Source organism: Arthrobacter sp. BC5 (assembly GCF_056680255.1).
The window spans coordinates 511,393-525,976 of record NZ_CM155273.1; the positions used below are offsets into that span (position 1 = coordinate 511,393).

Consider the following 14,584-nt stretch of genomic DNA (forward strand, 5'->3'; position numbering starts at 1 on the left):
CGATGGCCTGCTCGCTGATGGGTCTGCCTAGCGGTCCGTTCCGGCCCGGTCCCGCACGTCGGCGTCCAGTGCGGACAGCTCCTGTGCGGCGCGGTCCAGGTCGGCCTTGCGGATCTCGAGCGGACCGGCGCTGTGTCGGCCGTGGGAGGGCTGCACCGCGACGACGTCGGACTCCCTCAGGGCCGGCGCGGCGCCCGTCTGCGAACCCGGCTGCGCGGCCGCTTGGGCGCCGGCGACGGCGGGCGCGGCCCCGGTCGCCGCGGGCGACATCGACGCCGCCGGGCCGGCGGGTGCGGCCTGGGCGAAGTCGACCGTCCGGCGCAGCGGGGTCTCCTTGATGAACAGCACGCAGGCGAGGCCGACGACCGCGATGACCGCCGTGATCAGGAAGATCATCGCCGTGCTGTCACCGTAGGCGGCCCGAACGATGTCGGCGATCGGTGCGGGGAGGTCGACGAGGTCCAAGGACCCGCCGGCGGCACCGCCCGTGGCGGGGATGCCGGCTGCCGCGAGGCCCTCGGTGGTCCTGGTCTCCACCTGCGTGCCGAGGATGGCCCCCAGGACGGCGACGCCCGCGGCACCGCCCAGCGAGCGGAAGAACGCGACCGAGGCGCTGGCCGACCCGATGTCCTTGACCGCCACGGTGTTCTGGACGGCGAGGACGAGGTTCTGCAGCATCAGGCCGAGGCCCAGGCCGAAGATGAAGGTGTAGATTCCCACGAGCCAGAGCTCGGTCAGGTGGTCGATGGTCCCGGCGAGGCCGAGGCCGGCGATCAGGAACAGGGCACCCGCGATCAGGTACCGCTTCCACTTGCCGTACTTGGTGACGAGCTGGCCGGCGCCGATGGAGCCCAGCAGGTTGCCGGCGATCATCGGCAGCGTGAGCAGGCCCGCCTCGGTGGGCGTGGCGCCGCGGGCCACCTGGTAGTACTGGCCGAGGTAGCTCGAGCTGGCGAACAGTGCGATACCGACGGCGATCGAGGCGATGATGGCCAGGGCCGTGGTCCGCTCGGAGATGATCGTGAGCGGGATCATGGGCTCGGCCACCCTGGCCTCGACCACGAGGAGGAGTGCCAGCAGGATCACGCTGCCGCCGACCATCAGCGCACTCTCGCGGGAGAACCACTCGTAGTAACCCTCCTTGCCCGCGAAGGAGACCCAGATGAGGAGCAGGCTCACGCCCGCTGTCAGCAGGATGGACCCGAGCCAGTCGATGCGGGCCCTGCGGCGCGTGTCGGGGAGCTTGAGGGTGATCTGCAGCAGCACCAGGGCGATGATGGCGAGCGGGACGCAGACGAAGAACGTCCAGCGCCACCCGAGGGGCGAGTCCACGATGAAGCCGCCGAGGAGCGGGCCGCCCGCCGTCGCGACGGCCATGACGCCACCCATGTAGCCGGAATACCGGCCACGCTCGCGCGGGGCGATGATGGTGCCGATGATGGCCTGGGCCAGCGCGGTCAGGCCACCCATGGCGACGCCCTGGATGACGCGCGCCGTGAGCAGCAGCGGGATGGTCTGCGCGAAGCCCGCGAGGACCGAACCGGCCACGAAGATCACGATGCTGACCTGCACCAGCATCTTCTTGTCGAACAGGTCCGAGAACTTGCCCCAGATGGGGGTGGTGGCGGCGTTCGCGAGCAGCGCTGCGGTGATGACCCACGCGAAGTCCGTCTGGGAGCCGTTGAGGTCGCTCATGATCGTGGGCAGGGCGTTCGCCACGATGGTGCTGCTCAGGATCGCCGTGAACAGACCGGCGAGCAGGCCGGTGAGCGCCTGCAGGATCTGCTTGTGGCTCATGGGCTCGGCGCCCGGCCGGCGGGGTGCCGCTGCCGCGTGCGGCGTGGGCGCGTCGACCGTCGTCGACGTGGTGGAATGCGTGGCCATCAGCGTTCTTCCTTCGGGATCTCGGACGCGGGGTCCAGGTGGTGACGGCCGTCGTTGCCCGTGCGGTGTGCGGTGGTGCGTGGTGTTCCGGGTGGAGCCCCGTTCGGGGTCGAGGCGGCGGAGCGCAGGGCTGCGGTGAGCTGCTGGACCGACGACGACGCCGCCTCGGCCTCGCTCTCGGTCCAGTCCGAGAGGATCTCCCGCAGCGTCTCGGCCCTGCGCTCGTAGGTCTCCGCCAGGTACGTCCGCCCCTGCGCCGAGAGCGAGAGCAGGCAGGCCCGCCCGTCGAGCGGATCAGGCGTGCGGACCACGAACCCGTACTGCTCGAGGTCGGCCAGCTGCCGGCTGAGGGCCGACGGTCCGATGCCAAGCCTGGCCGCGAGCGCAGAGGCACGCATGGGCCCACTCTCTCCGATGAAGAAGAGGACGCCGGTGTGTGCCGGCCCCAACTCCGAGTGCTTCATGCCCGCGGCAGTGACTCCCCGCAGGGCTCGCTGCAGGTCGAAGATGTTGTGCACCAGCTCTGCAGCGGTGTGCTGCGCTACCGACATCGAAAACCCCTGGGCTCGTATACTTCGTTGCTCTAAGTAACTGTACTCTTGCTGTTTCGTTAGGTCAACTAAATAAACCAGCGTCCGTCGTCGATCCTCGAAACCCTCCTCCGCGCTCGGACGTCTGGACCGCGGCCGCACCTTACCGGCATACTGCGCGGGGCCCGACCTGCCGCTCACCGCGCGGCGGCGCTTCCTGGCGTCAAGCTGGGCGGTGCGGGAGACGGAGTGCTTGCGGTCACGCCCGCTGCCCTGCTAGGCCTGATATACAAGGGCAGTTGCATCACCTGTCGAGGAGTGCCCACCCCGGGCCGCGGAAGAGGACGTTCATCATGACGCGCAAGGAACCCCGTGTAGAAGAAGCCGACGAGAAGGACCTCAAGGTCGAGAAGCGGCCGAAGGACTGGGCGGCAGGGATCCCCGGCGTCTACCACTCCATGAAGCCCGCGATCGAGCACATGGGCGTGGAGCGGACACTGAAGACCGTCCTCAAGATGAACCACAAGGACGGCTTCGACTGCCCCAGCTGCGCCTGGCCGGACCCGCACAAGCGCAAGACCTTCGAGTTCTGCGAGAACGGGGCCAAGGCCGTCACCTGGGAGGCCGCACCCGTCGTGATCTCGTCCGAATTCTGGGCCGAGCACTCCCTGACCGACCTCCGTGAACGCTCCGAATACTGGCTCGGCATGCAGGGACGACTCGTGGAGCCGGTGTACAAGCCCGCCGGTGAGGACCACTACCGGCCCGTGAGCTGGGACGAGGCCTTCGAGATCGTGGGGAACAAGCTCAAGAGCCTCGACTCGCCGGACGAGGCCGCCTTCTACACCAGCGGCCGCACCTCGAATGAGGCTGCGTTCCTCTACCAGCTGTTCGCCCGCGGCTACGGCACCAACAACCTGCCGGACTGCTCCAACATGTGCCACGAGTCCTCCGGCTGGGCCATGGGGCAGACGATCGGGATCGGCAAGGCGACCGTCACGTTCGATGACTACGCCGACGCGGACCTGATCATCATCATGGGCCAGAACCCGGGCACCAACCACCCCCGCATGCTCACCGAGCTCGAGGCCTGCAAGCGCAACGGCGGGCAGATCGTCGCCGTCAATCCGCTGCCGGAAGCCGCCCTCAAGCGCTACAAGAACCCGCAGCTGGTCCGTGGCGTCCTCGGCAAGGGTACCGAGATCGCGGACCAGTACCTCCAGGTCCGGCTCGGCGGGGACATGGCACTCCTGCAGGCGGTGTCCAAGCGCGTCTTCGAGGCCGAGGCGAAGAACCCGGGCACGGTGCTGGACCACGCGTTCCTCGAGGAGCACTGCGAGGGCCTCGACGAACTGCGGGAGTACCTGCTCGAGCTCGACGAAGCCACCGTCCTCGAAGCCACGGGACTGCGCACGGAGGAGATCGATGAGCTCGCCGCGCGGTACATCGCCGCGGACAAGGTCATCATCACGTGGGCGATGGGCATCACGCAGCAGAAGAAGGGCGTCGCGACGATCAAGGAGATGATCAACCTCCTGCTGCTGCGAGGCAACATGGGCAAGAAGGGGGCGGGCGCCTCCCCGATCCGCGGCCACAGCAACGTCCAGGGGGACCGCACCATGGGCATCTGGGAACAGATGCCGCCCACCTTCATGGATGCGCTCGGCAAGGAGTTCGGGTTCGAACCCCCGCGCGAGCACGGAGCGGACGCCGTCGAATCGATCCGGCGCATGCGGGACGGCAAGGTCAAGGTCATGGTCGCCCTCGGCGGGAACCTCGTCTCCGCCATCTCCGACACCCAGGTGGCGGAGAAGGCGTTCGAGAACACCGACATGACGGTGCAGATCTCGATCAAGCTGAACCGCTCGCACCTCGTGACGGGCAAGGAGGCGCTGATCCTGCCGTGCAGGGGCCGCACGGAGATCGACCGCCAGGCCACCGGCGTGCAGTTCGTCTCCGTGGAGGACACCGTGTGCGCCGTGCACCCTTCGTGGGGCAGCGTGGAACCCGTCTCCGAGAACCTGCTCTCCGAGCCGGCGATCATCAGCCGCCTGGCCCGTGCCACGATCGACGGGAAGATCGACGCCGACTGGGAAGGGTTCGAGAAGGACTACGACCTCATCCGCGAGCACATCTCGCGCGTGGTCGAGGGCTGCGAGGACTACAACCGGAAGATCCGGCAGGACGGCGGCTTCATCCTGGCCAACGGCCCGCGCGACTCGCGCACCTTCAACACCCCCACGGGCAAGGCCGTCCTCACCGTCAACGACCTCGAGTACCTCGAGCGCCCCGAGGGCACGCTGATCCTCCAGTCGCTGCGGGCCCACGATCAGTGGAACACCACCATCTACGGCAACAACGACCGCTACCGCGGCATCAAGGGGGGCCGGCACGTGGTGTTCATCAACCCTGACGACATCGCGGAACTGGGCCTCAAGGACGGCCAGAACGTGGACATCCACGGCGTGCACGACGACGGCGTGCAGCGCGTGCTCCGCGCCTACCGCGTGGTCTCGTACCCCACGGCGCGCGGGTGCGCTGCCTCGTACTATCCCGAGGCGAACGTCCTGGTGCCCCTCGAACACGTGGCGCAGGGCAGCAACACCCCGACCTCCAAGCAGATCATCGTCCGGTTCGAGCCGAGCACCCACACGCCGCCCTCCAAGCACGATGCCGAAGCCAGCGCGCAGGTACCCGACGCCGAGCCGGACGGCTTCCCGACCAACGGCACGGGCACGCCCGCGCAGAAGGCGGAAGCCGCGAACGCCTGACAACACCTGCCTGATCGGCTGCCCCGGGCCGGGCGACCGTGCAGCGACCACTCGACCGCCTTCCAGGAAGGCGGTCGAGTGGTGTTCGTGACGGGACCATCGGCCCTACGCGCGCCGGTTCCGCACCCCTAGCGTGGTGCCTGCGTGGACGACGGCGGACCGATCACGACCGTCGCCGGAGGCGAGGGAGCTGCGCTCCCGGCACAGGTCCCCACCCGGGTGTCCGGCGTCCCGTCCCGCACCTCGACTCCCAGGAGGCCCCGCAGTGACCATCACCGACACCTCAGCCATCGACCGCACGGAGGAGATCGTCGCCCCGATCGACTTCGTCCTGATCGAGTTCTCCCCCGAGCGCCTGAACGGCGAGGCCGCCCCGGCGCTCATGGACCTCGTGGAGCGAGGAGTCATCCGGCTCTTCGACCTCCTGATCGTCCGCAAGGCGGAGGACGGAACGGTCGACGTCGTCGAGCTCTCCGAACCACTCTCCGAGAGCAGCGGATTCTCCTCCTTCGCCGGGGCATCCTCCGGGATCCTCGGAGTCGACGACATCCGCCAGGCCACCGACGCGATGAGGCCCGGCACTCTGGCCGCGCTCATCGTCTACGAGAACACGTGGGCCGCACCGTTCGTGGCTGCGGTCCGGCACAGCGGTGGGGAGCTGATCGCCAGCTCGAGGATCTCCGCCACCGACATGATCGAGGCGCTCGATGCCCTCGACGAGACAGACTGAGGAGCTACCGCCATGCCAGGTCTACTGCGGGGGGTCGCCCGCACCGCCGTCGTCGCCAGCACAGCCACCGCCGTGAGCGGGCGCGTGCAGCGTCGGCAGTCCGAACGGTTCGCCGACCGCGACGCGCAGATCGCCGCCGACCGCCATCGGGCCTTCGAACAGAACGTCGCAGCCCAGGCATCGGTGGCGGCACCTGCCACCGCACCCGAGCCGCCCCCGGACCTGATCGGCCGGCTCAGGGAGCTGGCGTCGCTGAAGGCAGACGGGATCCTCACCGAGGAGGAGTTCGCGGTCCAGAAAGCCAGACTCCTCGCCTGAACCGGCGGATGCCCCGGTGGCAGGTCCGAGCCGGGGAGGCAGCGCCGCTCGGGGAGCACCCGCAGCCGGGGGGGGCGGCCGCGAACGGCGGAGCGTTCCGCACCGGGCCGTGCTGTCCGACGCGGCGGCACCGGGCCGTGCTGTCCGACGCGGCGGCACCGGGGTGTGCAGCTCGCACCCGGCAGCCGCGCGGATAGACTGCTCCGGTCGCGACGACCGGGAGGATCAGACGCCGTGGAGAAACAGCCGGTACAGCAGTCCGGGCAACCGAAGACACAGCACACCCGGAACGACCAGCACGCAGCGGACGCTCAGCAGATCGGGCAACCCGGTCAGCAGCGCCGGGTCATCCGCGTCCTCGTCGTCGCCCAGGTCCTGGGCGGTCTCGGTGCGGGGGCGACGCTGTCGCTGGGTGCGTTGCTCGCGGCCGAGACCTCGGGGTCGAGCGCGTGGTCCGGGATGGCAGCCACCATGGCCACCCTCGGCGCCGCCGCCGCCGCCGTTCCCCTCGCTGCCCTCGCCCAGCGCAGCGGACGCCGGGTGTCCCTGGCGACGGGCGCCGTCGTGTCCGGCGTGGGCGCGGTCCTGGCGATCGTCGCGGCCTCGCTGTCCGCGTTTCCCCTGTTGCTCCTCGCCCTGGTGCTCCTCGGGGTCGGGTCCGCCACGGGGCTGCAGGCCCGCTTCGCGGCGACCGACCTCGCCACCGAGGCGACTCGCGGGCGGAGCCTCGCCGTCGTCGTCTGGTCGACCACGATCGGGGCTGTGCTCGGGCCGAATCTCTTCGAACCCGGTGCCGCCGTAGCCCTGGTATTCGGCATCCCGCCGCTCAGTGGCGGCTTCGTCTTCTCGGCAGCCGCGCAGGCCGGTGCGGCTGCCGTGTATGCGCTCGGACTGCGGCCCGATCCGCTCCTGACCGCACTCGCCCGGCAGGCTGCGGACCGCCCGGCCGGGGGTGCGCCTCCGCGGAGACGCCGCGGCCTGCGCATCCTGGCCGAGAATCCCGCAGCCCGCTTCGCCGTCGTGACCATCGCGGTCAGCCATGCAGCCATGGTCTCGCTCATGTCCATGACCCCCGTGCACCTGCACGACCACGGCGCGGGCCTGTCCATCGTGGGGCTGACCATCAGCCTGCATGTGGCCGGCATGTATGCGCTGTCTCCGGCATTCGGCTGGATCGCGGACCGTTACGGCACGACCCGGGGCATCCTGTGCGGTCAGGTCCTGCTGCTCGGAGCGCTTCTCACCGCCTGGCAGGGCTCGGAGTCGGAGGCCGGCGTGACGGTGAGCCTCATTCTGCTCGGCCTGGGGTGGTCCGCGTGCGTCGTCTCGGCATCGGCGCTGCTGGCCGGCGCGGTCGGTGCCGCCGAACGGGCACCCGTCCAGGGCTCTTCCGACCTCGTCATGAACCTCGCCGGGGCCCTGGGCGGAGCCCTCGCCGGCCCCGCCCTCGTGCTGCTCGGCTACGCGGGCCTCGGCCTGGCCGCGGCCGCGCTCGTCGTCGTCGTGCTGGCCTGGACGCTCACGCGCCTGGCCTCGATGCGGCATGGTCGGCCCGCGCCCGCCGCATGATCACTGCGCCGATCCCGTCCAGCCCTTCTCCTCCTGCGTCTCCTCGTCCTTCCGGATGACGGTCAGGACGGTCTTCACGGCCTTCTCGACCGCGGCGCTCGTCTCCTCCCGGCCGTCCGTGGTGACGGTGCCCGCCGCATAGCCCACCAGGAACGCGCTGATGGCGCCCGCATGCGGCGACACGTGCCCGGAGGACCGGTCGGCCAGTTCGACGATCCTCGGGTGGTCCACCTCGAGGTCCAGGATCTGCAGGGCCTGGGTCAGGGTCCGGCTCCACTCGCTGAGGGTGCGCTCTTCGTCGTCGGGCGTTGCCATGGTGTCTCCTCGGGTCGGGTACGGGCCTGGCTGCCGGCCCGTAGCCGGCAGCGGTCCCCCAAGCTCTATCACCGGCACCGGCACCCTTCAAGGAAATCCCTCGGGCTTCCTCCACTTCTTGACTTCGCCCTGCTCCAGGGATGTACTTCTCGAATGGTAGTGACACGATTCACTACTCATCAACACCGGAGTAGGACCACCTCGACGGAGAGGAACCGTTCAGCATGACAATCCCCCACCCCACCAGGACCGGGCGCACCCGGCTGGCAGCAGCGATCGGCGTGACGGCGCTCCTGGCCGCCGACACGGGAGCATCGGCCGTCGCGGCACCGCCCGTGGACTCCTCGCGCACGGCGCCGGTCGCCCTGAAGGAGGCACCACCGGTGCCCACACCCGACTTCGGGCCCAATGTGACGATCTTCGATCCGAGCATGCCCGTCAGCGAGATCCAGGCAGCGGTCGATGCCGTCAACGCCCGGCAGATCGACAACGAGATGGGCACCGAACGCGAGGCCCTCCTCTTCCTGCCGGGCACCTACGGCACGGACGCCGAGCCCCTGCAGTTCAAGGTGGGCTACTACACGGAGGTGGCGGGCCTCGGGGCCTCCCCGTCGGACGTCACCATCAACGGCAAGATCGAGGTCTACAACCGCTGCCTCGAGGACAACGGCACGGCCAACTGCATCGCGCTCAACAACTTCTGGCGCACCCTCTCCAACCTCACCCTCGAGGTCAACGGCGCGGGCCAGGACGACTGCCGGGCGACGGCCAACTTCTGGGCCGTGTCCCAGGCCGTCTCGCTGCGGCGCGTCAACGTCACCGGCGGCACGCTCTCGCTGATGGACTACTGCACCGCGGGCCCGCAGTACGCGAGCGGCGGCTACCTCGCCGACTCGAAGGCCGGGGACATCGTCAACGGGTCCCAGCAGCAGTGGTTCACCCGCAACGCGGAGATCGGCAGCTGGTCCAACGGCGTCTGGAACGCCGTCTTCTCGGGCACCGAGGGCGCACCCACGGACGAGTCCTTCCCCACTCCCCCGTACACGACGCTCGACCGGACCCTGGTCAGCCGCGAGAAGCCCTACCTCTTCGCCGACGCCTCCGGGTCCTACGGCGTGCGCGTGCCGGCCGCGCAGACCGATTCCCGCGGCATCTCGTGGGGTGACGGCCTGACGGACGGCCGGACGATCCCGCTGTCCGAGTTCTTCGTGGCGCGCCCGGGTGACTCCGTCCAGGCGATCAACAACGCACTCGCCCGCGGCAAGCACCTCCTCCTCACCCCGGGCGTCTACGACATCGCCCAGACCATCGCCGTCAAGCGCGCCGACACGGTGGTCCTCGGCCTCGGCCACGCGACCCTCACCGCCGTGGACGGGGCCACGCCGATGCGCGTGGCCGACGTGCCCGGCGTCGTCATCGCGGGCGTCACGATCGACGGCGGCACCGTGAACTCCCCCGTCCTGCTGCAGGTCGGGACGAAGAACGGCAACAACGGAGCGCAGCACAGCGATCCCGCGAACCCGACGACGCTGAGCGACGTCTACTTCCGGATCGGCGGCCCGCACGTTGGCAAGGCCGACGTGAGCCTGGAGGTCAACAGCGACAATGTGCTGATCGACCACACCTGGGTGTGGCGTGCGGACCACGGCAACGAGGGTGCCTTCGGCTGGGACGTCAGCACCGGGCGCAACGGCGTGATCGTCAACGGCGACGACGTCACCGCCACCGGCCTCTTCGTGGAGCACTACCAGGAGTACAACGTCATCTGGAACGGCGAGAGGGGCCGCACGGTCTTCTTCCAGAACGAACTGCCGTACGACGCACCGAACCAGGCCGCCTGGCAGCACGACGGCGTCCTCGGCTGGGCCGGCTACAAGGTGGCCGACGACGTCGAGGACCACACCCTGTGGGGAGGAGGCTCGTACATCTTCACCAATGTGGACCCGAGCATCCACGCCACCCGCGGCTTCGAGGTGCCGGAGACCCCGGGTGTGGTGCTCAACCATCTCCTGACCGTGAACCTGGGAGCGGGCACCATCGACCACGTCGTGAACAACACGGGAGCTCCGGTCAGCAACGCCAATACCGGGACACCGAGCTACGTGGTGCGGTACCCCGCGCCGTAGCAAGGGCCGGGCAACAGTCCAGTACCGGACCCGCAGAGACAGGAGGGCCGGAGCGAGAGCTCCGGTCCTCCTCGCGTCAGTGCTGCCGGCCTCCCGTCAGGCCGACTCCCGCTCCACAAGGTGCAATCCATGGCCGGGATGCTCAGGCTTCTCCGCTGACCCGTCGAGGTCCGCGAGGACGAGGGCGGCGAGATAGCGGGCCTGCACCTCGATCGACTGCGACACCGTCGTGAGAGGAGGCGCTGCGAGGGCCGCCGCGGGGACGTCGTCGACCCCCACCACCGCCATGGTGTCCGGGCAGGACACCCCCTCGGCGCGCAGCCCCGCGAGGACGGCGAGCGCGACGTCGTCGTTGTAGGCGGCGACGCCGGTGACCCCCTGCTCCCGCCAGGACCGCACCGCCGCCGCGGCGGCCCGGGCGTCGAGCGCGACGGGCCGCACGACCGGATCCGGGAGGCCGAGCTCGGCACAGGCACGCTCGACGCCCAGCAGGCGGTCGCGCGCGAAGACCTCGAGCCGGGGGTCCGTGGGCCACGCGTAGCCGAGGCGCCCGACACCGCGCTCAGCGAGTCGCCGGGCCTGCAGGGCGCCGACGGCGAGCTGGCTCTGGGACGGGAGGGCCGGGTCGGGCTGATCCTCCTCGCCGAGGGTTCCGAGCACCTGGATCCCGGCCTGCCGCATCATGAGCAGGTCCTCGTCCGCGAAGGGGGCGAACCCGATCACCGCCCGCGGGGTCACGGCCCGCCACAGCTCGGCGAGCGGGCGCGTCCGCCGCCCGTGATGCACGAGGACGGACAGCCCGCGGCCCGACAGCCCGTCGGCGAGCTCGTCCAGCAGCGTCTCGATCACGGGCCCCACGGGCCAGTCCGGCAGGATGCACAGCACCAGGTCGCTGCGTCCGGTGCGCAGGGCGCGGGCCGCGGCCGACGGCGCATATCCCAGCCGCGCTGCTGTCTCGCGCACACGCCGGCGGGTCTCCTCGGAGATGTTCACGCCGTCCCGGCCGGTCAGCACGTAGCTGACGGTGGTCCGTGAGACGCCGCTCTCGCGGGCCACGTCGGCGCTGGTGATCCCCGCCACCGCTCCCCTTTCCCGCGCTCGAGTCCTGCCTGCCAGTGTAGGTCGGCCGCGGGCGGGCGCCGGGGTCGGGCGGCGGGGTCGGTCGGCGCGGACAGAATCCGATGGGGTGTCACACGTCCCCGTCGGGAGGTGTCTTGATGGCGTCAGGATGTTTCGAGAAGGAGAGCATGATGCGTGAACCAGTGCGGGTAGTGGTCGTCGGCGGCGGGTACGCGGGGGTCATGGCGGCCAATCGCCTGGCCGGGAGCAGGAGCGCGTCGCCGGTGGTGGTCACCCTGGTGGATCCGGGAGCGGCGTTCACCCAGCGGATCCGGCTGCACGCGCTCGCCGCCGGGGCGCGGGACTCGGCGGCCGTCACCTGGGCGGACGTGCTGCACCCGCGCGTGCGGCAGCTGCGTGCCCGGGCGGTCCGGATCGACCCGGCACGGCGGCTGGTCGCCCTGGAGCAGCAGGATCCGCTCCACTTCGACTGGCTGGTGTATGCGGTGGGCAGCGGCGAGCGATCGACACCGCTGCTGTCGATCACGAACCCCGGTGCCGCCGAGGCCACCCGGAGCGCCGTGGCGGACCTGCCGGCAGGATCAGCACTGACGGTCGCGGGTGCGGGACCGACCGGGGTGGAGCTGGCATGTGCTCTCGCTGCTGCCCGGCCGGACCTCGGGATCACGATCGTGGCTCCCTCGGGTCCGGCGCACCCGCTGACAGCACGCCCGTCGATCGCCCGGCGCCTGCGGCGTCTGGGCATCGCGGTGGAGGCGGGGACCGTGGACCCGGTCGCCGGAAACGTGCTCGGGCACGAGAACACCGGGTACGAACCGGACCGATCCGCTGCTCGCACGACGATCTGGACGGCCGGGTTCGCCGTACCGGCCCTGGCCGCCGACAGCGGCCTGCCCGTCGGGGCCGACGGCCGGCTGACGGTGGACGCGACCCTCACGGTGCCCGGGCACGAGCGTGTCGTCGGTGCCGGGGATGCCGTGGCCGTGCAGGGTGTGGCCGGGGCGCACCTGCGGGCCTCCTGCGCGTCCGCCCTTCCCCTCGGAGCCCACGCCGCCGATACCGTGCTGGCCCGGCTGGCCGGCGCGGTGCCCGCTGCCATCGACATCGGCTATCTGCTGCAGTGCCTGGACCTCGGGGCAGGGCACGGGCACGTCCAGGTGGCGCATCCCGATGACACCGCGCGGCGCTTGGCACTGACCGGGCGGGCCGGCGGCTGGGCCAAGGAGCGCGTCTGCCGTATGACGGTGGCCTGGCTGGCCGGGGAGGCGCGCGCACCGGGGTCCTTCACCTGGCCGTCCGGACCCGCGGTCTCCGTACACTGAGGCCGTGACCTCCAGAACGGAACAGGACGAGCTGTTCACGGCCCACCGGCCCCTCGTCTTCACCATCGCCTACGAGATCATCGGCTCCCGGGCCGACGCCGAGGACATCGTCCAGGAGACCTACCTGCGCTGGGCCGCCGTGGATGCGTCCACCGTCCGCGATCCACGCGCGTACCTCGCCATGGCGGCCACCCGCGTCGCACTGAACGCGGTGCGGGCCGCGGGCCGACGCCGGGAGGACTACCCCGGACCGTGGCTTCCGAGCCGTTGGTGGCCGACGACGACGGCCCGGAGCACCAACTCCTCCTCAAGGAGCAACTCAGCTACGCCCTGTCCGTCGTGCTGCAGCAGGCCACCCCCGAGCAACGCGCGGTCTTCATGCTCCACGACGTCTTCAGCCTGCCCTACGGCGTCATCGCCGAGGCCATGGGCAAGACCCCGACAGCGGTTCGCCAGATCGCGCACCGGGCCCGCACCCGCATCAACGCCGCGCACCACGTCGCGACGACCCCCCAGCGCAGTACCGACGTGCTCGAGGCCTTCCTGGCCGCCCTCGTCACCGGGGACCTCCGGGCCCTGATCGACGTGCTCGCCCCCGATGCGGTGCTGCTCTCCGACGGCGGCGGCAAGGTCGTGGCCGCGCGCAAGCCGATCGCCGGCGCCGAACCCATCGCCGCCTTCCTCCTGAAGATCGCCCGGACGCCGCTCCCACAGATGCAGGTGGACATCGGTACCCTCAACGGAGGCCCGGGCGTACTGATCCACGCCGGGACCCGATTGGAACTGACGCTGGCCGTCGCCCTGGACGACCGGAGCCGGATCAGCGGCGTCTACCTCGTCCGCAACCCCGACAAGCTCACCCGGCCCGGACCGGCCCGAGCATCCGGACCTCCCGGGGCGTCGTCCCGCACCACCGGCGCACGCACCGGGTGAGGGCCGACTGCTCGGACAGCCCCACGAGTCCGGCCACCTGTTGCAGCGGAAGATCCGTCCGTGTCAGCAGGCGGAGCGCCGCGTCCCGCCGGGCGTCGTCGAGCAGTGCCCCGAAGGTGGTGCCTTCCACGGCGAGCCGTCGCTGCAGCGTCCGGGCGTGCATACCGAGGAGCCTCGCTGCGGAGTCGATGCGCGGCGGCGAGGTGCCGAGCATGCGGTCGACGGCGTTGCGGACCTGCGGGGCGACGACGCGGCCGGGCTCCGGGAAGTGGCTGTGGAGGTAGTCGAGGGCGATCTCCCGCAGTGTGGCGTCCACTCCCGCGAGCGGGCGGTCGAGGAGGCTCCGGGGCACGCGCAGCAGCGACGCGGCCTGCCCGAAGCGGACATCCGCACCGAAGAACTCCGTGTACCGGGAGACGGGCGCCCTGGGCAGGTGCGAGAGATGGACCGAGTGCAGCCCGTACGGCCCGTCCACCAGGAAGCGGATCATGCGGTGCGCGAAGGCGAGGATCGCGTCGGTGGCCTGCCGGGGCGGCGTGCCCTCGGAGGATCCGTAGCAGAGGCCGACGTCGCCCGGCCTGCCCTCGGGGTCCGGCACGATGGTGAAGCGCAGCACCGGACTGTGGAGGAAGAGGAACTGGGACGCGCACTCCAGGGCTGCGCCGACCGTGGGCGAGTTCTGCACGGCGACGGCGAGCGGCCCGAGGATGCCGATGTCCTGGTACTCCGAGATGCGCAATCCGAGATCCGGGCACGGCAGATCTCGCGCCGCACCCTCGAGGAGCTTCGCCAGGGCGATGTCCGAGACGAGGACGTCGTCGCTGTCGATCGCCTCCGCCGGCACGCGGTACTGAGCCGCGAGCACTTCGGCGTCGCCGCCGAACTGCTCGACGACGTCGCGGAAGCCGCGCATGCCGGCGGAGCGGATGATGGAGCCCATGTCGTCCAAGGTTAAAGAGCTGTCGCGCAGAGTCAAGCAGAAGCCGCGGTAGCCCCGAATAATGGA

At 70.6% G+C, this 14,584-nt stretch carries 12 protein-coding genes and 1 pseudogene; 8 read left to right on the plus strand and 5 right to left on the minus strand.

Annotated features, from left to right (window positions below; translation table 11 throughout):
* Positions 1–27 precede the first annotated feature (27 nt).
* Together AC1MFI_RS02165 and AC1MFI_RS02170 are read right to left on the minus strand one after the other, a co-directional pair.
* Complete coding sequence (locus AC1MFI_RS02165; RefSeq protein ID WP_479819314.1) at positions 28–1,884, minus strand: MFS transporter; 1,857 nt, start codon at positions 1,882–1,884, stop codon at positions 28–30.
* Positions 1,884–2,435, minus strand: coding sequence for a MarR family winged helix-turn-helix transcriptional regulator (locus tag AC1MFI_RS02170; protein WP_479819316.1), 552 nt, complete (start codon positions 2,433–2,435; stop codon positions 1,884–1,886). Before AC1MFI_RS02170 ends, AC1MFI_RS02165 begins: the two co-directional genes overlap by 1 nt.
* Before the next feature lie 332 nt (positions 2,436–2,767).
* Here AC1MFI_RS02170 and AC1MFI_RS02175 point away from each other — a divergent pair, with 332 nt between their 5' ends.
* The 4 genes from AC1MFI_RS02175 (at position 2,768) to AC1MFI_RS02190 (ending at position 7,802) form a co-directional block, all read left to right on the plus strand.
* Positions 2,768–5,185 (plus strand): FdhF/YdeP family oxidoreductase, encoded by a 2,418-nt coding sequence (locus AC1MFI_RS02175; RefSeq protein ID WP_479819318.1) that lies wholly within the window; start codon positions 2,768–2,770, stop codon positions 5,183–5,185.
* Positions 5,186–5,450: 265 nt separating this feature from the next.
* Complete coding sequence (locus tag AC1MFI_RS02180) at positions 5,451–5,915, plus strand: DUF6325 family protein (protein ID WP_479819320.1); 465 nt, start codon at positions 5,451–5,453, stop codon at positions 5,913–5,915.
* A 12-nt stretch (positions 5,916–5,927) separates the two neighbouring features.
* On the plus strand, positions 5,928–6,233 hold the full coding sequence (locus AC1MFI_RS02185) for an SHOCT domain-containing protein (RefSeq protein WP_479819322.1): 306 nt from the start codon (positions 5,928–5,930) through the stop codon (positions 6,231–6,233).
* Between the two features lie 234 nt (positions 6,234–6,467).
* Positions 6,468–7,802, plus strand: a complete 1,335-nt coding sequence (locus AC1MFI_RS02190; protein WP_479819324.1) for an MFS transporter — start codon at positions 6,468–6,470, stop codon at positions 7,800–7,802.
* On the opposite strand, the gene AC1MFI_RS02195 is transcribed toward AC1MFI_RS02190, so the two are convergent.
* Positions 7,803–8,117: a DUF6457 domain-containing protein gene (locus AC1MFI_RS02195; RefSeq protein ID WP_479819325.1), complete on the minus strand. Its 315-nt coding sequence runs from the start codon at positions 8,115–8,117 to the stop codon at positions 7,803–7,805.
* A gap of 224 nt (positions 8,118–8,341) precedes the next feature.
* Here AC1MFI_RS02195 and AC1MFI_RS02200 point away from each other — a divergent pair, with 224 nt between their 5' ends.
* A complete protein-coding gene (locus AC1MFI_RS02200) occupies positions 8,342–10,243 on the plus strand; it encodes an adenylyl cyclase (protein ID WP_479819327.1) in 1,902 nt (633 codons plus the stop codon).
* A gap of 96 nt (positions 10,244–10,339) precedes the next feature.
* Here the strand turns inward: AC1MFI_RS02200 and AC1MFI_RS02205 are convergent, their stop codons facing one another.
* Complete coding sequence (locus AC1MFI_RS02205; RefSeq protein ID WP_479819329.1) at positions 10,340–11,323, minus strand: LacI family DNA-binding transcriptional regulator; 984 nt, start codon at positions 11,321–11,323, stop codon at positions 10,340–10,342.
* A 167-nt stretch (positions 11,324–11,490) separates the two neighbouring features.
* On the opposite strand from AC1MFI_RS02205, the gene AC1MFI_RS02210 reads away from it, so the two are divergent.
* From AC1MFI_RS02210 to AC1MFI_RS02220, 3 genes and pseudogenes are all read left to right on the plus strand, one after another.
* Entirely contained in the window at positions 11,491–12,645 is a 1,155-nt protein-coding gene (locus tag AC1MFI_RS02210) for an NAD(P)/FAD-dependent oxidoreductase (protein WP_479819331.1), read from the plus strand.
* A 4-nt stretch (positions 12,646–12,649) separates the two neighbouring features.
* Positions 12,650–12,817, plus strand: a pseudogene (locus tag AC1MFI_RS02215) (sigma factor); the annotation flags it as partial.
* Between the two features lie 80 nt (positions 12,818–12,897).
* Entirely contained in the window at positions 12,898–13,578 is a 681-nt protein-coding gene (locus tag AC1MFI_RS02220; RefSeq protein WP_479819333.1) for a sigma factor-like helix-turn-helix DNA-binding protein, read from the plus strand.
* On the opposite strand, the gene AC1MFI_RS02225 is transcribed toward AC1MFI_RS02220, so the two are convergent.
* Entirely contained in the window at positions 13,502–14,518 is a 1,017-nt protein-coding gene (locus AC1MFI_RS02225) for an AraC family transcriptional regulator (protein ID WP_479819335.1), read from the minus strand. The genes AC1MFI_RS02220 and AC1MFI_RS02225 overlap by 77 nt on opposite strands.
* Positions 14,519–14,584: the final 66 nt, after the last annotated feature.

Coding starts and splice junctions, on each gene's coding strand:
- AC1MFI_RS02165 (WP_479819314.1), bottom strand. CDS start 1,884: ATGGCCACGCATTCCACCACGTCGACGACGGTCGACGCGCCCACGCCG.
- AC1MFI_RS02170 (WP_479819316.1), bottom strand. CDS start 2,435: ATGTCGGTAGCGCAGCACACCGCTGCAGAGCTGGTGCACAACATCTTC.
- AC1MFI_RS02175 (WP_479819318.1), top strand. CDS start 2,768: ATGACGCGCAAGGAACCCCGTGTAGAAGAAGCCGACGAGAAGGACCTC.
- AC1MFI_RS02185 (WP_479819322.1), top strand. CDS start 5,928: ATGCCAGGTCTACTGCGGGGGGTCGCCCGCACCGCCGTCGTCGCCAGC.
- AC1MFI_RS02195 (WP_479819325.1), bottom strand. CDS start 8,117: ATGGCAACGCCCGACGACGAAGAGCGCACCCTCAGCGAGTGGAGCCGG.
- AC1MFI_RS02200 (WP_479819327.1), top strand. CDS start 8,342: ATGACAATCCCCCACCCCACCAGGACCGGGCGCACCCGGCTGGCAGCA.
- AC1MFI_RS02210 (WP_479819331.1), top strand. CDS start 11,491: ATGATGCGTGAACCAGTGCGGGTAGTGGTCGTCGGCGGCGGGTACGCG.
- AC1MFI_RS02225 (WP_479819335.1), bottom strand. CDS start 14,518: ATGGGCTCCATCATCCGCTCCGCCGGCATGCGCGGCTTCCGCGACGTC.